Here is a 24,616-nt window from a genome sequence, read left to right as displayed (position 1 = left end):
TCTGTTAAATTTTTTATTAAAAAATACATTAATAACAATTAGATAAAATTTTATTAAAAATAATCTAAAAATTTTTTTCCGTTTTTTTTATCTGAATCGTCTAAGTGTTTAGAGCAAATATAATGATGAGGAATTGAACATGCGCTCAAGTTTAGTTATACGTTTTAAACCTTTGGTTTTATCGATTCATTTTGCTGTTATGGCGATGGGGGCTGGCATGGCAACTATTGCTCATGCACAGATGAGCGTTAGTATTGCAGCTGGCGATTTAAATCAGGCATTAAATCAATATGCCTTACAACATAATGTTAATCTGATTCTGGATGGGCAATCGCTGGCAGCTTATCAAACAACTGGTTTACAAGGCAGCTATTCGATAGAAGACGGTTTTAATCAGTTATTGGCACAAACACCATTTCAGATTCAAAAAGTGACAAATGGCTATACCTTGGTTGCAAAAACTGCGGCAACAAAAACACAAGTTCGGGATATGGGGCAGTTAAAGCCGATTGATGTGAGTGCACAAGGGCGGATAAATACTAACAGTAATGGCGTAAATCAGTTACCTGTGATTACAGTGAATGCTGAAAATGAAACAGCAATTTCATATACAAAAAAACAAGCCAGTACCTCTACAAGATTAGATATTGATGTGAAAGAAACACCTCAATCTGTTTCTGTGGTTACTCGTAAACAGATCGAAGACATGGGTGTAACCAATCTTGGACAAGCACTTTTAAATACTACAGGGATTATTTTAACTGGCGATAATACCGAACGAACCAACTTTTCCATCCGTGGTTTTAATGTCGGTGATGGCTGGAACTCTAATTTAATGCAATATGATGGCGTGGCAATCAACGCAAATAATGTCACTTCCTCAAAACCAGATGTGGCGACCATAGAAAGTATAGAAGTTTTACGTGGTGCAGCAGGGTTAATGCAAGGCTCTGGTGAACCATCTGGTGCAATTAATATTATCCGTAAAAAGCCTACAGCAGAATTTCAAGCCAATGGGGCAATAAGTTATGGTACTTGGGATACCAAACGTGCAGAATTTGATATTTCTGGTCCGCTAAACAAGGCGGGAAGTGTACGTGGACGATTGGTGGTTGCTGGACAGGATGCTGATTCGTATATGACGGCTGTAACAAGGGATTCAAATGTATTATATGGTATTGTGAGTGCAGACTTAACAGATCATACATTATTAAACGCAGGTTATTCCCGTCAGGGTGAACATGCTGTTCCAGTCAATACAATTCCTAATTATGTCAATGGTGTAAAGATTGGTATTGATAATTCTAATTGTGGTTGTCATTACACAGATTTCTGGGATAAATCCAATAGTCAGGGTTTTATTGATCTCAGCCACAAATTTACCAATGGCTGGGAAATCAAGGCCAGTTATATGAAAGCTCGATATAACATGGACATGGTGTTTACTTCATTAGGTTTATCATCAACATCCACCAGTGCAGACAACGCCTTGGCAACAGTCTATAAATATGGTTATAACTATCAGCAAGATATAGATGTTTATGATTTCTTTGCTAAAGGTACGTATTCTTTATTTGGTCGTGAACATGAACTGGTTTTTGGTGGTAATCAAAGTAAAAGTAAAACACCAGGGGCTTGGACAAGTTGGGATCAGGTTTTGGAAGACTATAGTTTATTAGGCTGGAATGAAACCTCAAATACACCCTATTTATATGTAAACATTAAAAATTATAGTCCTTACCAATTACCCTATATTGCACCAAGATATGTAAATACCAGTTATGAAGAAGTTAAACAATCTGGATATTACTTAACCACACGTTTAAATATCACCGATCCATTTAAAGTAATTGCAGGGGTTCGGCAAAGTAATTTTGAATCTGTTGGTGATTATAAAAAAACTGGTGTATTAACACCTTACCTGGGTTTAACTTATGATTTTAATGATATTTTTACAGGTTATGCAAGCTATACCGATACATTTGTAGTGCAAAGTGCAAAAGGACGGAATCAGGAACTATTAGACCCCATCCAAGGAAATGTTTATGAAATTGGGGTAAAAGCTGGATTATTTGATGACAGTGCCATTGCCTCTTTAGCGGCTTTTAAAACCAATCAAATTAATCGTTCTATGCGTGATGAGAATAGTAAAGGGGAGTGTCCTTTTAATGGTGGAGAAGCCTATTGTAATGTTGCATCGGGTAAAGTGATTAGTGAAGGTATAGAAGCCGAGATTCGTGGTGAAGTTTTCCCCTATTTGAATTTAACATTTGGTTATACTTATAATACTACCGAATATGCCAAAGATCAGAATAATCAGGGACGTGTCTTTACTGAAGATACTCCTGAACATATTGCTCGTTTGTTTGCTACCTATAAGTTTGCTAATGATTTAACAGTTGGCGGCGGTGTTAATTATCAGAGTAAATGGACAGTAGGACGTTATGAAAGCATTGCATATTCTCAGCCAGCTTATGCCCTTGTAAATCTGATGGCAAGTTATCCTATTAATGAACACTTAAATATTGCTGTCAATGTTAATAATTTATTTGATAAGTCATATTATTCACAAATATATAGTGATGGTGGTGTGCGGTTTGGCGAACCAATCAATGCAATGGTCACTTTAAGAGCGAAATATTAATATTTATCCTTCTATCTGATTTTAGACAGAGGGAATTTCATTAGGGTGTGTTGACATAAGTAGATTAAAATTCAAACCGAGGGTGTAAATAATTATGTGTAAATACAGTTTTAAAAATACTTGGTTACACGCTCTTCAAACATGATACTAAAACGATTCATGGCAGCTTTCCAATTCTGAATAGGCATCGTCCATTTTTTGCTTGCTGCCATAATCGCTAAATATACCACTTTTCTCACGGAATCATCAGTTGGGAAAATTTTTCTTTTCTTGGTCGCATGACAAATAACATTGTTCTGAATAAGTAGGCATTTTGTCGTATAGCCATTGCGTACATTTTTACCTACTCTTGTACTGTTCTTGTCAAAGCCAAGATATTCTGTCAGTTCCGCATTGAGTGCAGTTTCAACTGTGAGCTTTTTTAGAGTTTTACTGGAATCATTCAGGTCAGCTTCGGTTTTTAGATTCTTGGCAAATTCTTTTGTTAATGCCAGCATTGCTTCATTTTTTCATGGTAAACAACTGTGTTGCCCCAACAACATTGAGGCTTAGTTTAAGCGGTTACACAGTTTTATTTACAGTCTCGCTGCTACTTTAGCTTGTATATACATCTGATTGCCGTTATGAAATGTCAACAGATCCTAGATATTTCTGTTTAAATAGTTCTTTTTGCTTTAGATATTCGGGATGTTGTTTGGCTTGATGCCATTTTTCTTTAAAAATTTCTGCTGCTTTGGCTTTGATCTCATCTTCTTCACTACGCGGAAGCTGCTCTCTACCATGTGCACCACTTAAACCTTTTTTGTTTTCAGGCACTGCGCCTTTGTATTTCTTGCCCCCTTTGTGGTTTGCATAACGACGTGCGCGGGTGAAACCCATTTGTAAAAATTTGCGTGCCATATCAGCGCCGACAAAATCATCATTATCCAAATAGTCTAGGAATAACTGATAAATTTTAGTACTGCTTTTTTCTGCTTTTTCTACATCTGCAAACTGCCAAAAGGGTAGAATTTCTGTTTTATAAGGTTCCACTAATAATACACCTTGTTCGCCTCTACCAATGCGATAGAGGTCTGGTCGTTTACGAAAATTTATTTTCTTAAAGTCGAGCGAGTAATCAAAACTATTGGAATGTACTTTCGATAATCTTTTAGGCGAGTTGGTATTGGATGATTTAGTCATAATAAAAGTATTTATAAAAATTGAATAATGGATAACAGATTTGTCTGTCACATTTTTTGCTACAGATCGATTAGCCCTAATAGTATACCATCTAATGGTAACAGAGATAAGATATTGATTTATATATCTGTAATATGGATTATGTTTTATTAAATAGATTTGATGATCGGTTTTTTTAATGTGTGCATTTTATCTGTGATGATTCGTCAAGTTGCATATTTGTTGAAATTTGATCGTTTTATGCGCTGCTATTTGCTTATGGTAATTTTTATTATTTTTTTGTGTTTTTTGATTTTTTGTCATTTATTTTACTTTATTCATTGTTAGACTTATACATTATGATTAACAGCGAAATATTTTTGAAAAATCATCATTTTTTCTCGGCAAAATTGCATAAAAATGTTTTTTTTCTTTAAAAATTCTGTATGATCGGCTGCCTAGGACTAAGATAGAACGAAGCATTATCCTAAACTAGCTACTATGGTATAAGTCTTAGATTGCTAAGACTTATTTCTTTTTACCCTTATCTGAGATGGTAATCCGATATGAGCGTATCTTCAAACGATCCAACTGCCAAGACTAATGAATATTATTTGACCCGCCAAAGTCAAATGGAATCAAATGTTCGTAGTTATCCTCGTAAATTACCTTTAGCAATTGCGAAAGCGAAAGGCTGTTGGGTCACTGATGTCGAAGGTAATGAATACCTCGACTGTTTAGCTGGTGCAGGTACTCTGGCATTAGGTCATAATCACCCTGCTGTAATTCAAAGTATTCAAGACACTTTAGCAAGTGGTTTACCACTGCATACCCTTGATTTGACCACGCCATTAAAAGATGCTTTTACAGAAGCCTTGTTATCTTATTTGCCGGGTGGTCAGGAAGAGTATTGTTTACAGTTCTGTGGTCCATCTGGTGCAGATGCGACAGAAGCTGCAATTAAATTGGCCAAGACCTATACTGGCCGCAGTACAGTGATCAGTTTTTCTGGTGGCTATCACGGTATGACACATGGTTCATTGGCAATGACCGGTAACCTGAGTGCAAAAAATGCTGTGAATGGTTTAATGCCATATGTACAGTTTATGCCGTATCCACACGAATACCGCTGTCCGTTTGGGATCGGTGGTGAAGCAGGCGTTGATGCGTTAACCTATTATTTTGAACAGTTGATCGAAGACGTAGAAAGTGGCGTAACCCGTCCTGCTGCGGTGATTCTTGAAGCCATTCAAGGTGAAGGCGGTGTGGTTATTGCCCCAACCAAATGGTTGAAAAAAATTCGTGAAGTGACAGAAAAGCACAATATTGTGTTGATTCTGGATGAAGTACAGGCTGGTTTTGCCCGTTCTGGAAAAATGTTTGCATTCGAGTACGCGGGGATCGAACCTGATGTGGTGGTGATGTCTAAAGCGGTTGGTGGTAGCTTACCGCTGGCGGTATTGGGTATCAAACGTAAATTCGATGCATGGCAACCAGCAGGACATACCGGTACATTCCGTGGTAACCAGTTGGCGATGGGTACAGGTCTTGCGACTTTAAATACCATCAAAAAAGACAATCTGACTGAGAATGCACAACAACGTGGTGATTTTTTACAGGCAGAATTGAAAAAACTTCAAGCAGAATTGCCTTGTATTGGTCATGTGCGCGGTCGTGGTTTGATGATTGGTATCGAAATTATTGATGAGCGTCAGGCACCAGATCATCTGGGTGCTTATCCGGCTGACTCACAATTGGCAGCAGCGATCCAAACAGCATGTTTTGACAATAAACTGATGCTGGAAAAAGGTGGTCGTGGTGGTACCGTGATTCGTTTACTTTGTCCGCTGATTATTACGCAAGAAGAGTGTGAAGAAGTATTAAAACGCTTTAAGAAAGCTGTGGGCGAAGCACTTATTGCTGTACGAGGCGCGCAATAATGGTTGATTTTGCCCAGCATCGTAAAGCGTTATTGTGCAATGATGCGCAGTCTATTGCCGATTATCAGTCGGCAATGACTGATGCCGTCAAGGCTGTATCTGCATGGTTACAAAATGACAAAATGTATACCGGCGGCAGTATTAAGGAATTGCGTACAGCGATTTCCTTTAATCCGTCTCAACAGGGTATGGGCTTACAACCAGCATTAGAGCGCATGGTTGAACTTTTCCTGAATAAAAGTCTGAAAGTCCATCATCCACATTCTCTGGCACATTTGCATTGTCCTACCATGGTCACCAGTCAAATTGCCGAAGTATTGATTAATGCCACCAATCAATCTATGGATTCCTGGGATCAAAGCCCAGCGGGTTCTTTGATGGAAGTACAGTTGATCGACTGGCTACGCCAAAAAGTTGGTTATGGTGCAGGTACTGCTGGCGTGTTTACCTCCGGCGGTACACAATCCAACTTGATGGGTGTGTTACTGGCACGGGACTGGTGTATTGCTAAAAACTGGCAGGATGAAAATGGTCAGCCTTGGTCGGTACAACGTGATGGTTTACCCGCTGAAGCCCTGAAAAAAGTCAAAGTGATCTGTTCTGAAAATGCACATTTTTCTGTGCAAAAGAACATGGCCATGATGGGTATGGGTTTTCAGTCTGTGGTTACAGTTCCTGTGAATGACAAAGCCCAAATGGATGTTGATGCGCTGGAAAAAACCATGGCGCATTTGCAGGCAGAAGGTAAAATCGTGGCTTGCGTAGTTGCAACTGCGGGAACGACTGATGCAGGTGCGATTGATCCACTGAAACGTGTACGTGAGTTAACCACACAATACGGTGCCTGGATGCATGTCGATGCGGCTTGGGGTGGTGCATTAATTCTATCTAATGATTATAAACATTGGCTAGATGGCTTATCTTTGTCAGATTCTGTGACACTGGATTTCCATAAGCATTATTTCCAAAGTATCAGCTGTGGTGCATTTTTACTTAAAGATGAAGCAAATTATCGGTTCATGCATTATGAAGCAGAATATTTAAATTCTGCCTATGATGAAGAACATGGTGTGCCAAATCTGGTGTCAAAATCATTGCAAACCACCCGACGTTTTGATGCATTAAAATTATGGATGACCATTGAGGCATTAGGCGAAGAGCTGTATGGTTCGATGATTGACCATGGAGTTAAACTGACTCGTCAGGTTGCCGATTATATCAAGGCAACAGATGGTTTAGAACTTCTGGTTGAACCACAATTTGCATCAGTATTGTTCCGTGTGGTACCAAAAGATTATCCGCTTGAGTTTGTCGATAGCTTGAACCAGAACGTGGCAGATGAATTATTTGCCCGTGGTGAAGCCAATATTGGTGTGACTAAAGTGGGTGATGTTCAGTCATTGAAAATGACCACCTTAAGTCCTGTCGTGACATTTGAAGATGTTCAAGGTCTTCTGGCATTGGTTCTTGCTGAAGCAGACCGTATCAAAGATGCGATTGCGACTGGCAGCTATGTACCAGCAATTGATTAAGATGCTGTGATTGATATAAAGAAAGACTGCTTCGGCGGTCTTTTTTTGCTTAATTTTTTTAGCATATCAACATTTAAGATGCTTGAATTATTGATCAATAAAAGAATCATAATTAACGTCAGTTCTGGATAAAAATATTTGTTTTGTATGAATAAAATTAATTTCAATGAAAGAATCACGACGGAGTCTTACAAGGTTATACATATTTCGGGATAAACCTTCGGTTCGACCTGAGAGCTATAGCTCGCAAGGCTTTCGGGAAGAGTGGTATAACCACGCAAGGGCAAAACCATTTGTCCGCTGCAAACTCGCTCAAATACCGCTAAAAAACAAATGAATTGAAAAAACATTATTTTGCAGATAATTTACCGGCCTCGAACAGGCAGCGAACGCTGCTACGAAATCGATTTCTTCTACACATCTTATCCCGAGTTCACGTTAATTAAAGATAATTGGTAATTAGCACTTCTTTCGAGCTGCCTTTCACCGTGTTATAGCAGCTATGATTATAATTATGATTTAAATGAATCACATGATAATTTTTAGCCCATTCAATCAATAGATCATTGGTTTTTCCCTTATGTACAAGCACATTGGACATGGCGAATCTGATCTTTTGACGATTTAAGCTGTCGAGACAGTCATGTAATTTTTGTTCTTGTTCCTGCGTCCAATCCTTAAATCCTCGATTACCATCGTTATAACTACCAGTCGTGATGAAATAGGGCGGATCCAGATAAATAAAATCATCAGCTGTAAATTGTGTTTGAGTTAATAATTCACAAAATGGCAGTTGCGAGAACGCCACCTGTTTGCTTTTCAGTTGATGAACAAAATGGATGAGTTTTTGTCGCAGTATGGTCGAAAATTGGCTTCTATTGGTACCAAACGGATTGTTGTATTGGTGTTGATTATTAAATCTAAACTGATAATTAAAGGAGTAGCACATCAGGGTATAGAGCATCATTGGCTGTTTTTGTCGGTTATAATCTCGGCGTAATGTTAAAAAACCTTGTTTATTGTCTTTACTCAGTTGATATTGGTCAATATAAAACTGGATGCTTGTCAGCAAGTCATCAAGGTCCTGCTGATAGAAGGCTTGAAGAATTTCAATCACATAACAATTAATATCGTTGATAATGATTTGATCTGCATTGCTATTGACAGCAACATTTGCGCCACCAGCAAACACATCATAAAACCTTGAGATGTTGTTTGGAAAATGCGGCAAAATCTGTGGCAGTAGTTTGGCTTTACCTCCGATATAATTCATTGGGCTGGGGTGAATTGCACGTGATGCAGATAATTTGATAGGTGCAGAATCCATACGTTACTCGATATATTGCGATTTAAAGCAGCAATAAGGCGAAAATTTTAGCCTATATTATACTTTTAAGTGGTTATTTTTTAAAAACAGTCAACACACTTAATGCAATCTATTATGACGGGTTTTCATAGATTCAGCACAATTTTTGCGAAAGTGCCAATTGGTAAATCAGTATCTGGTATTTTGGATTAAGCGAAAAGAAAGAGAAGATAATAAGGTGATGATCAATAATCCTGTTGTTGCGAATGATTTTAATGGATTATTGATCTGCCCACAAGCAACTTAGTGCGCGCGTGGTTGAATAACTTGCTGGATTTCTCGACGGGTATAACCACGGGAAAGCAATAATTTTTTAAGACCAGAAATAAGATCAGGATCTTGTGTGGTGCCAAGAATCTGGAAAAGCTGTTCGCAGGATTTAGCCGCGAAATCATTTTCAATACATGTAATATGATTCAATTGTGAATTGTGCTGTTGATTAGACAGAATAAAGCGTTGCAAAAAACTCATATAACAATCATTAATAACCTGACATAGCGCGCACTATACGCTTTTAAAATAAAAATACAACAGCTGTTAGACTAAAATTTATAAAATATAATGTATTGATTTTTAATATTAAAATAAATATTATGTGAATTGTGTCACACATTTTATGCTTCGATTTTCAGCAAAAGACCGTTAAGACCTATCGAAATTTGTGAAAAATAAGGAGGAATATTGGAATTTTTGTAAGTGGTTTTTTGCACTGTTTGAGTGAGTTATTAATGACTTTTATGCTCATTTTTTTGCACTTGCACTGAAATCGCCCAAGCAACATGCTCTTTCACCAATGCCTCATGTTCGCTAAAATATTGTTGTAAGGCAGCTAAAATTTGCGTGGAAAAAGGTGCATTTCCCAAAGCGATAGCAACATTGCGTTTAAAACTTTGAAATCCGGTACGGCGAATGGCACTGCCTTCTGTTTTTGCCAGAAAGGTGGCTTCATCCCATTGCCAGAAATCCAGTAAAGCGGTTTGATCAAGATCGTGTCGAGTCTGAAAGTCATCCAGTGTGGTTACTTTGGCATAACGATTCCACGGGCAAATCAGCTGACAATCATCACAGCCAAAAATACGATTACCAATTTGTGCACGTAATTCAAGCGGAATACTGCCTTTATATTCAATGGTGAGATAAGCAATACATTTTCGCGCATCTAACATATAAGGTTCAACAATCGCCTGCGTCGGACAAATATCAATACAAGCCGAGCAAGAACCGCAATGTTTACTGGCTGGCGTATCAAAGGGTAATGCCAGACTGCAAAATAACTCACCCAGTACAAAAAAAGAACCGGATTGTCGGTTGATCAGTAAGGTATGTTTACCTGTCCAGCCCATCCCGGCATTTTCGGCCAGAGTTTTTTCAAAGATCGGGGCAGAATCACTAAAAGGACGGGAACTAAAAGGACCAATTTTGTCTTCAATACGCTGTGCCAGTTGCTTTAATCGGCCACGCATGACTTTATGATAATCCCGTCCTCGTGCATAACGTGCAATAATGCCAAGATCGGGTTGGTCTGGCACATAACGGGCTTGTGGTTTATCTTGTAAATAATTCAATCGAACACAGATGATACTGTGTGTATCCGGAACCAGCAGGGTAGGATCGGCACGTTTATCCAGATTTTCTTCGAGATAGTGCATATCGGCATGATAGCCATTGTCCAGATAACGTTGAAAATGTGCCAGTTGATCTTTGGTATCGGGTTTTGCAATCACACAGTCGTTAAAACCCAGTGCCATTGCCTGTGCCTTAATCCAGTGTTTTAATGCGTGGGGATCATCACGTAAGCCGAGATCAAGCGTCGATAAAGATTTAGACATGTAAAATCAAAAAGAGATTGCTAAAGATAGAGGGAAAATATGAAAGGGTTGTTTGGACATCGTCCAGTTTATCATAGCCAGTCGGTACAAGCATGGGAGAAGCGATGGTTTGCGGCAAATAATTGTTCTTATGGGCTGATGCAACAAGCGGCATTGGCCATGACCTTGCAAATTGAAAAAACGCTGCATCAAAAGCAAATGGTACATCAGGAAATTCTGGTCTGGTGTGGACAGGGTAACAATGCAGGCGATGGTTATCTAATTGCTAAATATCTAAAACAGAAAGGTTTTCATTTGACTATTTATGCACCGCAAGCGGCAATGAGTCAAGATGCACAGCGTGCCAGAGATGAAGCTATTGCCGCCGGCATTCATATTTATTCGCAATTGCCGTCAGACAAAAATTATAATATTCATGTCGATGCGCTATTTGGTGTTGGCTTAAACCGTCCCTTGGATCAATTTTCACAACAGATCATTACCCAATTGAATACACAATCGGGTTTTAAGATTGCGATTGATATACCTAGCGGTTTGCATCCCAATACAGGTGTGCCTTTGCCGCTAGCAGTTAAAGTGGATTTGACCTTGTCGGTGATGGCATTAAAACTGGGATTAGTCATTGGTCAGGCACAGAATTATGTCGGTGAATTAATTGAGTTGCCGTTAATTCCGGTTGATGAACAATTAAAACCCAGTGCCTATATCAATTATAACAAGCCTATTTTAGCCAAAAGGCAGGCAACACAGCATAAAGGCAGTTTTGGTCATGTGCTGGTGATTGGTGGTCATCCCAATATGGGTGGTGCTGTGATGATGGCTGGAGAAGCAGCCATGGCAAGTGGTGCAGGCAAAGTCACAGTGATGTGCGATGCCAGACACCACACTGCGATTGTGGCACGTAGTCCGAATATTATGCTCAAAGACATTGCACAGACTGATGTCACTGAATTAAGCAAATTTCTGGCGCAAATTGATGTGGTGTGTTTTGGTATGGGATTGGGGCGTGATGCTTGGTCAGAAACCAATTTCCATATGGTCATGAATGCACTAAAACAACAATCCCATCTACATACGGTTATTTTCGATGCCGATGCGTTATGGTTTTTGGCACAATATCAACATGATATTCAATTACAAGTGCAGTGGATTGCCACGCCACATTCGGGAGAAGCAGCACGTTTATTGGCATGTAATGTGGCAGACATTGAACAGGACAGGGTAGCTGCAATTGAACAATTACAACAACAGTATGCGGGAAAATGGTTATTAAAAGGCGCGGGTTCTTTAACGCTGGAACAGGATTCGCTGGGTGATCCGCATTTGGACATTTGTGCATTTGGCAATGCGGGCATGGGAACAGCCGGTATGGGTGATGTGTTATCGGGTATGATGGCCGGCTTAAAAGCACAGTTTAAAGATGAAATTTCTCTTGCCGAGATTGTGGCTTTACATGCTTTAGCCGGTGATGAACTGGCTAAACAGGGCATGCGAGGCATACAGGCACAGCATATGGTTGATGCAATTTATCAAGTGGTAAATTTAGACTAAAGGATATTTATATTCTTTTGATGATGAATGGATGCTCACTCAGGTGAGCATCGTTGCTAGGTATAATGATTAGAATATATTTGACTTCGTGTTTAAATCAAATAGTGATGAGATTGAATAGCAAACCTTAGAAACGTAGTTCCAGACTGGCGTGTATAGTGCGTCCGGGTGTTGGCATACCGATTACTGTACCGGGATCAAAGGCATAACGATTGGTTAAATTCTCAATGCTCACATTAAGGTTTGCATGTTGATTTAACTTATATCTGGCAAATAGATCAACCAGTGTATCGGCAGGAATATCCTCTACAGCACGACCAGTAATGGCTGTACCGTCAAACCAGCCGCGTGGATTGTGTTTCGCTGAGTGATAGCGTAGGCGTGTACCAATACTTAAGTCTTGATCCAGAAAGTTTTTCGCAAGAGTTAAATTGATTGTACGTTTGGGTGCGATTCGGGTACTGATTAGACTCCAGGCATCGCCTACCGCATTGCAATGATTTTTCACCGGACAAATTTTTGCAGTTGCATTAAAGGTTGCATTGGCTTCGACAGAAAAAGCAGGATGTTGATAATTAGCATTTAACTCGATGCCTTTTAACACAACTTTGTCATAATTTTTAAAGGCCAATAAATAAGTTTCCCACCAGCCGGAATCAGGGCCTGGCGGTATTGCACCTTGAGATAAATAATCTTTGATATTATTGTAAAAATAATTGAGGCTGATATTTAATTTATCCTTTGCAGCAAACAGATCCGCATATTGCCCTTGAAGGCCCAATTCTGCATGACGTGAATTTTCTGCTCGAATTGGATTGTGTGGATAATAATTAAATGTTTCTCGTGATTGGGTTGATTCAAACAAGCTTGGATTGCGATAGCTATTGCCGAGTTTTCCGTATAGATCAACCTGATCATTGAGATGAAAAGCGGCATGGGTTAATACATCCACATGTGCTTTATAATCTAGTGTGCGTTCCCCGATATAATCCGTGGTTTTCGATTCATGCAGACGAGTGCTTAAGGCAACATCAGCAATTTTTGTGGTCAGATTTGAAGTGACAAATGCGGCCTGACTCTGACGTTTGGCATTGCGTGCAGAATCAAATTCATAGAAATATCTGGGTTGCATACGCTGTTCATCGGCACTTAGACCATACTCCAAGATAACAGGGAGTGTGGAAAAACGACTCTTATTACTGATCTGTATTGCTGTACGCTCATCCCGATAGCTTGCCCGATATTGGTCTGCCGATGATCCCCAGTTGGTCCATAAACCATTGTGCTGATGCATCTTGGCATCGGTTTTTGCAATATTAATGTTTAAGTCAATTAAGCCATGATTGGCAGGATTATAATGATATTCTGCACTATAGGCATTTACATTAGCATCGCCCAAGGACCACTGTGCCATCGAATCTCTGTCTGCTGGTGGTGCCCAATAGTCTGGATAGTTTGGATCATAAGTGGGAGCCTTATACCAATAGGCTGCCAGAACTTCACCTGCCTGTTGCAGATGTCGGCGGAAATTGAGTTCCAAACGTTGTTCATCGGTGATATTCCAGCCTAGTTTCATAATCCCGGATTTACTTTGATAACTGGTATTGACCACTTCCTGTCCAGGACTCACCACGGCGCTTTCCTGTTGATAGTTTTCCTTGCCTTGTGTTCCGGCAAAATAATTGCCGACTTTACGCTGGCTATAGGCTGCAACCAGATCCAGCAAATCATTGCGATAGGCAAAAGCTGTGGTCAATGCACCATTATTGAATTTGCTGCCGCTAAGATGATTGCTTAATAAATAACGATCCTGCTCTAGCGTATCTTCGGGAATATTGGGTGTCCTGTTATTGTTATATAGCGTGCCCTTAAGTAAAACCCCGACATTTTTATGTTCAAGTAAAATATCATCAGCACTTAAGGTTTTCATTTGTATCGTGCCGCCAATTGCGCCTGTCGCATAGCGATTATTGGATGCACCTTTTTCCACGCTCAACTGACCGATTAAATCCATATCGATATAGGTACGATCACTTTCACCTTGATAACCACGATGTGTATGGGTGGCTTGTAGACTCCCATCAATGATGACAGGTACCCTGCCTTCACCTTGCAAGCCACGGATCCCGACATCAATCGCACCAGCTTCATTTCGTAGACTGTTTAATTGTACGCTGGCAATACCAGCAAAAGCATCACCATTCGCTGTACCTCGAAATTGCTGTAATTCCTCCCGGTTTTTGCTGGTCGTGCTAAGAATAGGCTCGGCTTTAACAACGAGTACAGGAAGTTGTACTGGCAAATCCTCACGTCTGGCTGCAACCGTGACCAGATCCTGACCAGAATGTTGTTCGGGTACAGCTTCAGCATGTGCAATATCTTTTATGGCGAGAAGATAGGTATTATTCTGTTTGATAACATGATAGGGCTGGTTTTGCAGGATTTTGGCAAAGCCTTGTGCAACACTGTATTGACCCTGTAATCCTTCACTACGCTGACCTTTTAGCAGTTCACGATCAAAGCTAAATACCACGCCTGACTGAGCTGCAAAGCTGGATAAAACATAACCCAGATCATTAGCTGCAATATGATAGTGCTGTAGCTGTTGGACAGAAGCTTGTGTCTCTTCAGCATGTGATATTGAAAAGGGGAGAAATCCCAGGAACGCCTGCACCAACATTGGCAAGGCTTTTTTACGAAAAATCATGATCACCTCAAGCAAAAATTTGTATGAACATCCTTAATACCCGCCAAGCGTTTAATAAGTGACATGAAAATGATAATTATTCATAAATAAAATTTTAAGGGTTTGTATTTTATCGTTTTTAATCTATATCTGGCGTTAGTACATTTCTAATCTATGGATTAAATAAACAGTAAAAGGGAATTAATCCTCAACATCTCTCTGGTTCTTTTGTGTCTGTTGATGTGAGGTTCTGGCTTTTATGACCACTAGCCGTTGGTCGAAATAGGTTTGTGCATCTACCGGATAACTCTGTTGTAATGCCTGAATCAGTTGATCAAGATCGTGCAAAGGAAAAGAACCAGAAACTTTGATGTTTTCGATTTCCGGTGCCAGACGGATATAGCGGTTTTGATAACGTCCAATCTGCTGAATCAGGGTTTTAAGTGGCATGTCATAGGCCATAATGACATGATTACGCCAAAGGTATTGGTTGGGTTGTACAGGTTGTTTACCAAAACTTCGTCGTGCATCGAAACACAATTGTTCGCCAGCACGCAAAATCTGTGCCTTATGGGAATCTTTAAGCTTGATTTTAACTGCACTTTCTAATACGGCAACACAGCTTTGTTGCTGTTTCTGCAATTGCTGTACACTAAATACCGTGCCAAGTGCCTGTATATCTGCATATTTGCTGGTGACAATAAAGGGTTGATCTTTGTATGCAGCCAGATGACCCGTCTTAATCCAGATTTCACCATAATGTAAATGAATTGAACGTTGCTGCGCCGTATATTGTACATCGAGTGCCGTACTGGTATTGAGATCCAGTTGTGTGCCATCTTCGAGTAAAATCTGTTGTTGTTCCCCACGGGCGGTATAATAATCGGCAAATAAACGATAGTACCAATTGTCTTGCCAGAAATAGATTGCCGTACTTGCAAATAAAAGACTTAATACCAGTTTGCCCAGTATCTTGCGACTATGTTGCTGTCCATGTTGTAAAATAGCGTCTGAGTTTTGCGGTATATCATTGAGCACATTGAGCAATTTTTCTGCCTTTCGCCAAGCTTTTTCATGTGCCGGACTGCTGTGTTTCCACTGTTCCAGTTCTTGTAATTGTTGCTGGCTTAATTCACCTGAGCGAATTTTTAATAGCCATTCGGCAGCTTGTGCGAGGATTTCCTGTTGATTCATTCTGCTGCTTAGTCATCCATCACGGTCAGGCAAATGGTCATGGCTTGCAATAGATCACGTATTACAGTTCGGGTTGAAATATTTAAACGATTGGCAATTTCTTGTTGGGTGATGCCTTCGAGTTGTGACCAGATAAACACTTGACGTTGTCGTGTCGGCATATTGTTCAATAAATCATTGATTAAACATAATGCTTCAATCGACTGTAATTGCTGTTCGGGTGAAATATGATAGTGTTCAGGTTGTGTTGCCAAGGCCTCTTTATAGGCTTTTTCAATTGATTGACGCTGATACCAATTGATCAGAATACCTTTGGCAATGGTGGTGAGTAGGGCACGCGGTTGTTCAAAATGAAATTGCTCCTGCCGTTTCAGCACACGCAAAAAGGTATCATGTGCCAGATCAGCGGCATCTTCTGAATGGTTTAAACGCTGTCTTAACCACTGATATAACCAGGAATGATGCTCTTGATACAATTGTTGAAACGAATCACGCATAATAAATATGAAATGTAAATGATAACTATTATCTTAATTGTAGCATAACTGCAACTTGAATATAAAAATAGAAAGATCTTTTTATTTATATGGAGTGTTATTTAAGCTATGCGGATGCTTGCAACATCGATTTGCAATGTTACAAGCAATAATAAGAACTTAATGCGCGTTAATTTATTTTTTCAAAAATAAAATCATTAATTTGGTGTCCTGCTTCCAGTCCACGTTTTTCGAATTTTGTCAGCGGACGCCATTCAGGACGGGGATAAGACTTATTTTTTCCTGCCATATTGTTTAAACGCGGACGATGTTCGAGAATATCCAGCATCCATTCGGCATACGGTTCCCAATCGGTTGCAGCATGAAAAGTACCACCGACTTTTAGCTTTTGTTCTACCAAAGCCATGCGCTCATGAATCACAAAACGGCGTTTGAAGTGACGTTTTTTCTGCCATGGGTCGGGGAAATATAGCTGAATACAATCAATACTGTCATCAGGCATTTCTTTTAAGACCTGAATGGCATCGGCATCGAGTACACGTAAATTATTTAATTCTGCCAGACCGGCTTCATAAACACATTGTGCAATGCCAGGAATATGTACTTCAATCCCGACGTAATTACGCTCAGGATTGGCCTTGGCCATTAAAACCAGTGAGCGTCCCATACCAAAACCGATTTCTACAGTCAATGGTCGTTCCGGATGAGGAAAAGCCTTACGCAAGTCGCCAACCGGATATTGCAAAATAAATTCCTGATGCTTCTCCAACGCTGTACGCTGTGAAGTATTCAAGGGAGAAGAGCGACGCATAAACGTCACAATTTCACGATGTTCGGTAAGATTATCCAGATCTTGGATATCTTGTGCTATAGCGTTTTGCAAATGATCTGACATGGGGACAAAGAGAATTTAAGAAAAACTGCGCTATTCTAAAAGGATATTCCGATTTGGGCAACTTAAGCTGAAAATACATTATGGATTCAATGCGAAAGAGGTTTGTATTTCAGCATAATAGCCCTCATATTATGGGAAAATGGAGCGTCTTAAGATTTTGATTTAAAAAACCGATAGTTTTTATAAAAACATTCTGTTTTACCTATCATAAAGAAAAGCCTACTATACATTTAACGAATGAAAGACTTTATTATTGGAGCATAAAGATGTTAGACCAAAATGTAAAAACACAATTAAAAGCTTATTTAGAGCGTTTAGAATCTCCCATTGAAATCATCGCCTCCCTCGATGATTCTGATAAATCCTTACAAGTGAAAGAACTTGTCGGTGAGATTGCCGAGCTGTCTAATCAGGTGAGTGCCCGTTATGATGGTACACATCACCGTCGTCCAAGTTTTGGTATTGCCAAAGCAGGACAGCAACCACGAGTATTCTTTGCTGGTTTGCCGATGGGGCATGAATTTACGTCTTTAATTCTGGCTTTGTTACAAACTTCCGGTTATGCACCAAAAGTATCTGATGAAATTCTGACACAAATTAAAGGCTTGGATTTAACTGCAAACTTTGATGTCTTTGTTTCTTTAACCTGTCATAACTGTCCGGATGTGGTACAGGCATTAAACCTGATCGCAATTTACAATCCGAATAGCACAACCACCATGATTGAAGGCGGTTTCTTTCAAGAAGAAGTCGAAGAGCGTAAAATCATGGCTGTACCAATGGTGTTTCAGGATAATGAACATTTCGGTCAAGGCCGTATGACCATTGAAGAAATTGTTGCGAAACTGGATAGTAACTCTGCGGAAAAAGAAGCTGCCAAAATTAATGCCAAAGATGCATTTGATGTGTTAATTGTTGGTGGTGGCCCAGCAGGTGGTACCGCAGCGATTTATGCAGCACGTAAAGGGATTAAAACCGGTATTGTGGCCGAACGCTTTGGTGGACAGGTAATGGATACCATGGACATTGAAAACTTCACTACGATACAAAAAACAGTGGGACCAAAATTTGGTGAAGATCTGGAAGCACATGTTCGTGTCTATGGCGTAGACATCATGAATCTGCAAAAAGTGAATAAAATCACTGGTGCCGATCAAACAGCCAATGGTTTGGTAGAACTGGAATTGGAAAATGGTGCAAAACTTGAATCCAAAGCAGTGATTCTGTCTACAGGTGCGCGTTGGAGAAAAATGGGCGTTCCTGGTGAGGTAGAATATGCGACACGTGGTGTTGCTTACTGTCCACACTGTGATGGTCCGTTATTTAAAGGCAAACGTGTTGCAGTCATTGGTGGCGGTAACTCTGGTGTTGAAGCGGCCATTGACCTTGCCGGTATTGTTGAACATGTGACATTATTCGAGTTTGATACCAAATTACGTGCAGATCAAGTGTTGCAAGATAAGTTACATAGCTTACCAAACACTACTGTCATCATGAATGCGTTGAGTACAGAAGTGGTGGGTGATGGTAGTCAGGTAACAGGTCTGAAATATAAAGACCGTGCGACTGATGAAGAACATTTGATTGAACTGGCAGGGATTTTTGTTCAAATTGGTTTGTTACCCAATACAGATTTCCTCAAAGACAGTGCAGTGGAATTGAGCAATCGTGGTGAAATTGTGATCAATGAACGCAATGAAACCAATGTTCAGGGTGTATTTGCCGCAGGTGACTGTACCACTGTACCGTATAAACAAATCATCATTGCCACTGGTGAAGGTGCCAAAGCGTCTTTAAGTGCATTTGATTATCTGATCCGTTCCGGTCAATAGTTCATCATTGATAAAACCAAAGTCATATCAATGGCTTTGGTTTTTTATTGCTTATAAAAAAATACATATGATAAAAGTTTAAAAATCAATCTTATACATCGTAAAATTAAAATGCGTTTTTTTAGAACATATATTATATCACTTTGTTTTTACTTTATATTTTATTCACATGTACAGGCACAACCTAGTGTTGTTGCAACAGATCAAGGTGATTTAAAACTTATTATTGTAACTTCTGATTCCACAGACAATATTAAAAAATGGTTTACCACCAATAATCAAGACCTGATATTGCATCGTATATTTGTGATTAAGCCAAATCAGCTTACAACCACTACTTTTTTGGTAACGGGATTATCAGTAGATGAAAAGAACCACTATCATTTTATAATTAATGTATACGTACTTAATTCTAATAATGAACCAATCTGGGGAGAAATGAATTATGCAAATGGGCAAGGAATTTTGGCTAATGAAAAAGGGATTGTTATAGCAGATCCTGCATTAGACTTTATGTTGGATGAAACCGATCCTATAGGAACGTATACAATAGTTGCTCAGGTTACTGATGTAATCACAGGAAAAAAAGCTGAAAGTAGTTATAATTTAACTTTAGAGAAAGAATAAAGTAAAACGAGGTATTGCACCTCGTTTTATGTCTAAGGAAAAAATTATTTTTCTACAAAAGCTCGTTCAATCACATAATCACCGAGTACACCCATACGTGGTGACTCTTTTAAACCCGCTTTATCCAGCAAGGCAGCAACATCGGTTAAAAAGTGTGGGCTACCACACAGCATTGCGCGGTCGGTTTCCGGATTGAAAGGTGGCAAACCGATTTTTTCAAATAATTCGCCTGTTTCAATTGCTGTTGTCACCCGACCTTCATTTCTAAACGGTTCACGGGTTACGGTTGGATAATAAATCAGTTTGTTTTTGATATCCAGTTCTTCAAACCATTCGTTATTTGGCAGTTCATTTAAGATCAGGTCTTGATAAGCGAGTTCGCTAATCCAGCGTGTACCATGTACCAGAATTACTTTTTCAAATTTTTCGTAGGTTTCAGGATCACGAATCAATGACAGGAAAGGTGCCAGACCAGTACCGGAAGAGAGAAAATACAAGTTTTTACCTGGATTTAAATCATCATGTACCAGTGTACCTGTTGGTTTTTTTGAAATCAGGATTTCGTCACCAACTTTTACTTTTTGTAAAATAGAGGTTAAAGGACCATCCGGTACCTTGATCGAGAAAAACTCCAGTTCTTCTTCATAATTGGCACTGGCAATCGAGTAAGCCCGCATTAACGGCTTTCCATTCACTTCCAAACCAATCATCACAAACTGACCATTTTTAAAGCGAAGTGCAGTGTCACGAGTAGTTTTAAAACTAAATAAAGTATCGTTCCAATGGTGAACGTGGGTAATACGTTCTACATTAAATGCAGCCATCTATTTCTCAATAATTGTCCAATAAAAACAGTTTGCTATTCTAATCCAAAACGATTCTCGATACACTGAATATAATTAATGGTCTTTATCAAAAAAAATGATGAATAATGATTTATTATTGCCAATAATCGGTTATATGCGTTCTCCATTCACCGAGAAATTTGGTGTCCCTCGTCAACCAAATCTAACAGATTCAATATCTTATGTTGTATTTAATGCGCCTTATGATGATTTGAATGCATTTTTGGGCATTGAACAATTTAGCCATCTTTGGCTTCTTTGGCAATTTCATGATAATAAAAGAAAAAATGATGCTAAAGATTTTAAGCCTTTAATTCGACCACCACGCTTAGGGGGTAATCAAAAAATTGGTGTTTTCGCCAGCCGCAGTATGTATCGACCTGCACCGGTTGGCTTGTCTGTGGTGCAATTGATTGCGGTTAAACGGGAGCAAGGCGAAACTCGGTTGTATGTTAAAGGTGCCGATTTACTTGATGGTACGCCAATTATCGACATTAAACCCTATCTGGCTTACGTGGATGCTGTTGCCAATGCCAGCAGTGGCTATGCACAAGACGCACCACCATTACTGAATGTGCATTGGTCGAAAGCGGCAACACAGCAAAAAGATCAATTATTGCAGCAACAATTGATCAATATAGAAACCTTAACCGCTTTGGCACAGGTATTGGCGCTGAATCCGAAACCGGCTTATCAAAACGATCCAGAAAAAATTTATGGTTTAAGTTATGCGCAGTGCAATGTTAAATTTACGGTTGATCGGGAAAATATCACAATCCTTGCGATTGAACATCAGCTAACAGCATCTTAATGAATGCCATCAGACTCATTCGTTCTTCAAGCGAATCATCATGATTTGAAAATAATAGATAAGGCATAGCGCAAAAATAATGATAAAATTTTCACAAATGAATGAAAATGAGCGCTTCACGTTGAGCATGCAATATTCGCCCAAAAATTTAAACATCGATCTGCACTGGTGTTTGCAACAACTAAAGCAAAATCATAGAGTAAGTGAAAAAGATGCCAATTTAATTTTAACCACTTCTCGATCTAAAGAGCAGCTGAGCTGGCATCCTTTACAATGGATTGCTTATTTTAATGTGCAAGACTTAGCTTATCCAGAAGCAAAACTGACCCTAAACAGATTATGCCAGTGGTTAGCACAACAGGCGAAAATTGCTTATTTTATTATCGACCCGCTTAAAGCTGATGTCAGTCTATTGACTCAGGTCATGTCGCAAGAATTTGCCCTGCGTAATCGCATATTAGCAGTAGAGGTAAATGCAGAACATGTGGTGATTGGTACCGATCAACCTTTCTATCTGGCGTGGCAAAATGATTTAACCCATACACTTAAACATAAAAAGCTGGATATTGTTCTACTGAATCCGGAGCAATTGAGCCGTTATTTACATGAATATTATCAGGTGAGTCGGGCAGTGGCTTCGGCGCAGGGGTTGGGTGCCTTTAAGACAGATAAAAGTGTAGAGGCATTATTACAGCTGGGTGATGTCAGTAATAATCCCGATGCCAATGATCAGCATATTGTACGAATCGTAGACTGGATTTTACAATTTGCCTTTGAACAAAGTGCCAGCGATATTCATTTGGAACCGCGTAAAGATACCGGCAGAGTAAGGTTTCGTATCGATGGTGTATTGCATACGATTTATGATATGCCGACCAACATTTTAATCGCAGTGATTGCACGGATTAAAATTTTGGGGCGGATGAATGTTGCAGAGAAACGTAAACCGCAGGATGGACGATTAAAAACAAGAACACCGAAAGGCTTGGAAACAGAATTACGCTTGTCGACCTTACCCACTGCTTTTGGTGAAAAGATGGTGATGCGGATTTTTGATCCAGAGGTGTTGGTACGGTCTTTTTCCCAACTGGGTTTTAGTGGGCAATTACTGGAAACTTGGCAGCAACTCACAAACCATACCCATGGCATTATTTTGGTTACTGGCCCGACCGGTTCAGGTAAAACCACAACTTTATATTCCACACTCAAACAACTGGCAACGGATGCAGTCAATGTTTGTACGGTGGAAGATCCCATTGAAATGCTTGAACCTAGTTTTAACCAGATGCAGATTAATCCGGCCATTGATCTGGGATTTGCCGATGGGATCAAGGCATTAATGCGTCAGGATCCGGATATTATTATGGTGGGTGAGATTCGTGATCAGGATACCGCAAATATGGCGATTCAGGCGGCATTAACCGGACATTTGGTTTTATCGACTTTGCATACCAATGATGCCCCCTCTAGCTTAACCCGATTGGGCGATCTTGGCGTACAGCCTTTTTTATCTGCTGCAACTATCTTGGGTGTATTGGCACAGCGTTTGGTACGCACTTTATGCCCGCAGTGTAAAAAAACCGTAGCAACTGATATGGCATTGTGGCAAAAGTTAACTCAGCCGTGGAATGGCCATGTTCCTCCAATGATCTATGAAGCAGTGGGTTGTGAACATTGTCGGAATACTGGCTATAAAGGGCGTGTGGGATTGTATGAAATGATGCCGCTAAGCCATGATTTAAAGCGTTTAGTGGGGAAAAATGCATCATTGGATCAAATTCGACAACATGCGTATCAGGAAGGGTTACAGCCATTGAGACTGGCGGGTGCAAAACGTATTGCAGAAGGTTTAACCAGTTTGGAAGAGGTGATGCGGGTCGTGCCGTTATAAATGTGGACTGTCAATAAAATTTATGCGATCAGATCAGATCGCATAAATTTTTTCCCACGTGTTATATTTTATTCTTTGAGACAGTTAAATTTATTTGGTTAGAATTAAACGGTTATTACGTGTCAAACGTAAACGGTACTCTTCGCCAGCATGTAAAATGCGAATTTCGCGGCCTAATGCAAATAGATTGCTAGAATGTAGCATAGGCAGGTTGTGTTGGGTTTCGTTGCTGCGAGTAAATAGGGTAAAAGGTGCGTTCATTGTCGTTGCTCCGTGGTATTTGCTTAACGATTCAAATGATAATCATTATCGAATGCATCTGTCAATTATTTTCAATAATTTTTTTGTATTTTTTCGTGGAAAATTTACATATTTTTACAATAGGTTTTAGAGGTTGGTAAAAGTGCAAAAAGTTGTTCATGTTGCCATTGGCTTAATTGTTCATCAGGGTAAAATTTTAGTCGCTTGGAGAGATGAGCAGCTACATCAAGGTGGCTGTTATGAGTTTCCGGGAGGGAAAGTGGAGCCTTTTGAAGATAGTCGACAGGCTGTACTTCGTGAGATAAAAGAAGAAGTCAATATAGATGTGAATGTGATTAAATTATTTCACAGTTTACAATTTGAATATCCGGATCGGCATGTGAAGCTGGATTTTTATTTATGTAGATTAATTGATTCTGCACAACCAGCTTTTTTACGTTGGCAGTGGGTCGATTTGGATCAATTATCACAGTTAACTTTTCCTGCGGCAAATGATGTGATTGTCAAACGTCTCAATTGGGCAAGATTGTTGGCAGTAAGTCCTGAAAATATCGGAGCATATCAACCTAAAAATAATATTGAATTATGTTATTTACGCACCAGCACTTTACCCGACATAAAATTAATCAATCAGATACAGGCTTATTTACCACACAGCAAGTTGATAGTGCGTTTGGAGGATTATCTTGTCTTGGATCAGGCAGTACGAGAACAAGTGTTTGCTATTCATCTAAATGGATGTCAGCTTACGCAATGTCAGAATCTGGCAAGCTATGAAAATATCAACGTTATTGCGGCGTGCCATAGCGCAGCTGATATAGATAAAGCCAATCAACTGGGTTGTGATGCGGTTTTATTAAGTCCAGTATTGGCAACGCCAAGTCATCCAGAGCAACAGGGTATGGGCTGGCAGCAATTCCATCATCTTGCAACACAGGCCGAAATGCCGGTCTATGCATTAGGTGGCATGCGAATTGAAGATTTACCTATCGCACAGCAGCATGCAGCCTATGGTATCGCAGGTATTTCTGATTTCTGGACAAATTAACTTTTT

At 39.6% G+C, this 24,616-nt stretch carries 19 protein-coding genes and 2 pseudogenes; 9 read left to right on the top strand and 12 right to left on the bottom strand.

Annotated features, from left to right (window positions below; translation table 11 throughout):
• Nucleotides 1–139 precede the first annotated feature (139 nt).
• The gene (locus CRO21_RS10945) at nucleotides 140–2,644 is read left to right on the top strand and encodes a TonB-dependent siderophore receptor (protein WP_097079350.1); all 2,505 of its coding nucleotides are present in this window, start codon (nucleotides 140–142) and stop codon (nucleotides 2,642–2,644) included.
• A 110-nt stretch (nucleotides 2,645–2,754) separates the two neighbouring features.
• On the opposite strand, the pseudogene CRO21_RS17715 reads toward CRO21_RS10945, so the two are convergent.
• The 3 genes and pseudogenes from CRO21_RS17715 to CRO21_RS10935 form a co-directional block, all read right to left on the bottom strand.
• Nucleotides 2,755–2,967, bottom strand: a pseudogene (locus CRO21_RS17715) (IS256 family transposase); the annotation flags it as partial.
• Nucleotides 2,947–3,141, bottom strand: a pseudogene (locus CRO21_RS17905) (transposase); the annotation flags it as partial. The pseudogenes CRO21_RS17715 and CRO21_RS17905, both read right to left, overlap by 21 nt.
• 124 nt (nucleotides 3,142–3,265) lie before the next feature.
• Nucleotides 3,266–3,826: a DUF4385 domain-containing protein gene (locus CRO21_RS10935; RefSeq protein WP_097079348.1), complete on the bottom strand. Its 561-nt coding sequence runs from the start codon at nucleotides 3,824–3,826 to the stop codon at nucleotides 3,266–3,268.
• Between the two features lie 545 nt (nucleotides 3,827–4,371).
• On the opposite strand from CRO21_RS10935, the gene CRO21_RS10930 reads away from it, so the two are divergent.
• Complete coding sequence (locus tag CRO21_RS10930; protein ID WP_097079347.1) at nucleotides 4,372–5,745, top strand: diaminobutyrate--2-oxoglutarate transaminase; 1,374 nt, start codon at nucleotides 4,372–4,374, stop codon at nucleotides 5,743–5,745.
• Complete coding sequence (locus CRO21_RS10925; protein WP_097079346.1) at nucleotides 5,745–7,277, top strand: pyridoxal phosphate-dependent decarboxylase family protein; 1,533 nt, start codon at nucleotides 5,745–5,747, stop codon at nucleotides 7,275–7,277. Before CRO21_RS10930 ends, CRO21_RS10925 begins: the two co-directional genes overlap by 1 nt.
• A gap of 442 nt (nucleotides 7,278–7,719) precedes the next feature.
• Here the strand turns inward: CRO21_RS10925 and CRO21_RS10920 are convergent, their stop codons facing one another.
• From CRO21_RS10920 to queG, 3 genes are all read right to left on the bottom strand, one after another.
• On the bottom strand, nucleotides 7,720–8,604 hold the full coding sequence (locus CRO21_RS10920) for a DNA adenine methylase (RefSeq protein WP_097079345.1): 885 nt from the start codon (nucleotides 8,602–8,604) through the stop codon (nucleotides 7,720–7,722).
• A 282-nt stretch (nucleotides 8,605–8,886) separates the two neighbouring features.
• Nucleotides 8,887–9,114 (bottom strand): hypothetical protein, encoded by a 228-nt coding sequence (locus tag CRO21_RS10915; protein ID WP_097079344.1) that lies wholly within the window; start codon nucleotides 9,112–9,114, stop codon nucleotides 8,887–8,889.
• Nucleotides 9,115–9,368: 254 nt separating this feature from the next.
• The gene (gene queG, locus CRO21_RS10910) at nucleotides 9,369–10,472 is read right to left on the bottom strand and encodes a tRNA epoxyqueuosine(34) reductase QueG (protein ID WP_097079343.1); all 1,104 of its coding nucleotides are present in this window, start codon (nucleotides 10,470–10,472) and stop codon (nucleotides 9,369–9,371) included.
• Between the two features lie 39 nt (nucleotides 10,473–10,511).
• On the opposite strand from queG, the gene CRO21_RS10905 reads away from it, so the two are divergent.
• Entirely contained in the window at nucleotides 10,512–12,023 is a 1,512-nt protein-coding gene (locus CRO21_RS10905; RefSeq protein ID WP_097079342.1) for an NAD(P)H-hydrate dehydratase, read from the top strand.
• A gap of 127 nt (nucleotides 12,024–12,150) precedes the next feature.
• Here CRO21_RS10905 and CRO21_RS10900 read toward each other — a convergent pair whose 3' ends face one another.
• The 4 genes from CRO21_RS10900 to trmB all read right to left on the bottom strand — a co-directional run bounded on the left by CRO21_RS10900 (nucleotide 12,151) and on the right by trmB (nucleotide 17,283).
• On the bottom strand, nucleotides 12,151–14,730 hold the full coding sequence (locus CRO21_RS10900) for a TonB-dependent receptor (RefSeq protein WP_097079341.1): 2,580 nt from the start codon (nucleotides 14,728–14,730) through the stop codon (nucleotides 12,151–12,153).
• 180 nt (nucleotides 14,731–14,910) lie between these two features.
• A complete protein-coding gene (locus CRO21_RS10895; protein WP_097079340.1) occupies nucleotides 14,911–15,903 on the bottom strand; it encodes a FecR family protein in 993 nt (330 codons plus the stop codon).
• A gap of 8 nt (nucleotides 15,904–15,911) precedes the next feature.
• Nucleotides 15,912–16,400 carry a sigma-70 family RNA polymerase sigma factor gene (locus tag CRO21_RS10890; protein WP_097079339.1) on the bottom strand — a complete coding sequence of 163 codons (489 nt, stop codon included), beginning with the start codon at nucleotides 16,398–16,400 and terminating at the stop codon, nucleotides 15,912–15,914.
• Nucleotides 16,401–16,569: 169 nt separating this feature from the next.
• Nucleotides 16,570–17,283 (bottom strand): tRNA (guanosine(46)-N7)-methyltransferase TrmB, encoded by a 714-nt coding sequence (trmB, locus tag CRO21_RS10885; protein ID WP_378234933.1) that lies wholly within the window; start codon nucleotides 17,281–17,283, stop codon nucleotides 16,570–16,572.
• A gap of 278 nt (nucleotides 17,284–17,561) precedes the next feature.
• Here trmB and ahpF point away from each other — a divergent pair, with 278 nt between their 5' ends.
• Together ahpF and CRO21_RS10875 are read left to right on the top strand one after the other, a co-directional pair.
• Nucleotides 17,562–19,127, top strand: coding sequence for an alkyl hydroperoxide reductase subunit F (gene ahpF / locus CRO21_RS10880; RefSeq protein ID WP_097079337.1), 1,566 nt, complete (start codon nucleotides 17,562–17,564; stop codon nucleotides 19,125–19,127).
• A 111-nt stretch (nucleotides 19,128–19,238) separates the two neighbouring features.
• On the top strand, nucleotides 19,239–19,754 hold the full coding sequence (locus tag CRO21_RS10875; protein ID WP_097079336.1) for a hypothetical protein: 516 nt from the start codon (nucleotides 19,239–19,241) through the stop codon (nucleotides 19,752–19,754).
• Between the two features lie 44 nt (nucleotides 19,755–19,798).
• Here the strand turns inward: CRO21_RS10875 and CRO21_RS10870 are convergent, their stop codons facing one another.
• Entirely contained in the window at nucleotides 19,799–20,578 is a 780-nt protein-coding gene (locus CRO21_RS10870) for a ferredoxin--NADP reductase (RefSeq protein ID WP_087620570.1), read from the bottom strand.
• Nucleotides 20,579–20,678: 100 nt separating this feature from the next.
• Here CRO21_RS10870 and tsaA point away from each other — a divergent pair, with 100 nt between their 5' ends.
• On the top strand, nucleotides 20,679–21,410 hold the full coding sequence (tsaA, locus tag CRO21_RS10865; protein WP_097079335.1) for a tRNA (N6-threonylcarbamoyladenosine(37)-N6)-methyltransferase TrmO: 732 nt from the start codon (nucleotides 20,679–20,681) through the stop codon (nucleotides 21,408–21,410).
• Nucleotides 21,411–21,537: 127 nt separating this feature from the next.
• On the top strand, nucleotides 21,538–23,301 hold the full coding sequence (locus CRO21_RS10860) for a GspE/PulE family protein (protein ID WP_097079334.1): 1,764 nt from the start codon (nucleotides 21,538–21,540) through the stop codon (nucleotides 23,299–23,301).
• A 90-nt stretch (nucleotides 23,302–23,391) separates the two neighbouring features.
• On the opposite strand, the gene hemP is transcribed toward CRO21_RS10860, so the two are convergent.
• Nucleotides 23,392–23,562, bottom strand: coding sequence for a hemin uptake protein HemP (hemP, locus tag CRO21_RS10855; RefSeq protein WP_087620566.1), 171 nt, complete (start codon nucleotides 23,560–23,562; stop codon nucleotides 23,392–23,394).
• A gap of 142 nt (nucleotides 23,563–23,704) precedes the next feature.
• On the opposite strand from hemP, the gene CRO21_RS10850 reads away from it, so the two are divergent.
• Nucleotides 23,705–24,610, top strand: coding sequence for an NUDIX domain-containing protein (locus tag CRO21_RS10850; RefSeq protein ID WP_171294037.1), 906 nt, complete (start codon nucleotides 23,705–23,707; stop codon nucleotides 24,608–24,610).
• Nucleotides 24,611–24,616: the final 6 nt, after the last annotated feature.

The sequence above is a fragment of the Acinetobacter puyangensis genome (assembly GCF_900096995.1).
GTDB lineage: Bacteria > Pseudomonadota > Gammaproteobacteria > Pseudomonadales > Moraxellaceae > Acinetobacter > Acinetobacter puyangensis.
This window is presented reverse-complemented; position numbering and strand designations above follow the sequence as displayed.

Excerpts from the sequence above, each read along its gene's own strand:
- CRO21_RS10945 (WP_097079350.1), top strand. The coding sequence starts at position 140 with ATGCGCTCAAGTTTAGTTATACGTTTTAAACCTTTGGTTTTATCGATT.
- CRO21_RS10935 (WP_097079348.1), bottom strand. The coding sequence starts at position 3,826 with ATGACTAAATCATCCAATACCAACTCGCCTAAAAGATTATCGAAAGTA.
- CRO21_RS10930 (WP_097079347.1), top strand. The coding sequence starts at position 4,372 with ATGAGCGTATCTTCAAACGATCCAACTGCCAAGACTAATGAATATTAT.
- CRO21_RS10925 (WP_097079346.1), top strand. The coding sequence starts at position 5,745 with ATGGTTGATTTTGCCCAGCATCGTAAAGCGTTATTGTGCAATGATGCG.
- CRO21_RS10920 (WP_097079345.1), bottom strand. The coding sequence starts at position 8,604 with ATGGATTCTGCACCTATCAAATTATCTGCATCACGTGCAATTCACCCC.
- CRO21_RS10915 (WP_097079344.1), bottom strand. The coding sequence starts at position 9,114 with ATGAGTTTTTTGCAACGCTTTATTCTGTCTAATCAACAGCACAATTCA.
- queG (WP_097079343.1), bottom strand. The coding sequence starts at position 10,472 with ATGTCTAAATCTTTATCGACGCTTGATCTCGGCTTACGTGATGATCCC.
- CRO21_RS10905 (WP_097079342.1), top strand. The coding sequence starts at position 10,512 with ATGAAAGGGTTGTTTGGACATCGTCCAGTTTATCATAGCCAGTCGGTA.
- CRO21_RS10900 (WP_097079341.1), bottom strand. The coding sequence starts at position 14,730 with ATGATTTTTCGTAAAAAAGCCTTGCCAATGTTGGTGCAGGCGTTCCTG.
- CRO21_RS10895 (WP_097079340.1), bottom strand. The coding sequence starts at position 15,903 with ATGAATCAACAGGAAATCCTCGCACAAGCTGCCGAATGGCTATTAAAA.
- CRO21_RS10890 (WP_097079339.1), bottom strand. The coding sequence starts at position 16,400 with ATGCGTGATTCGTTTCAACAATTGTATCAAGAGCATCATTCCTGGTTA.
- ahpF (WP_097079337.1), top strand. The coding sequence starts at position 17,562 with ATGTTAGACCAAAATGTAAAAACACAATTAAAAGCTTATTTAGAGCGT.
- CRO21_RS10875 (WP_097079336.1), top strand. The coding sequence starts at position 19,239 with ATGCGTTTTTTTAGAACATATATTATATCACTTTGTTTTTACTTTATA.
- CRO21_RS10870 (WP_087620570.1), bottom strand. The coding sequence starts at position 20,578 with ATGGCTGCATTTAATGTAGAACGTATTACCCACGTTCACCATTGGAAC.
- tsaA (WP_097079335.1), top strand. The coding sequence starts at position 20,679 with ATGAATAATGATTTATTATTGCCAATAATCGGTTATATGCGTTCTCCA.
- CRO21_RS10860 (WP_097079334.1), top strand. The coding sequence starts at position 21,538 with ATGCAATATTCGCCCAAAAATTTAAACATCGATCTGCACTGGTGTTTG.
- hemP (WP_087620566.1), bottom strand. The coding sequence starts at position 23,562 with ATGAACGCACCTTTTACCCTATTTACTCGCAGCAACGAAACCCAACAC.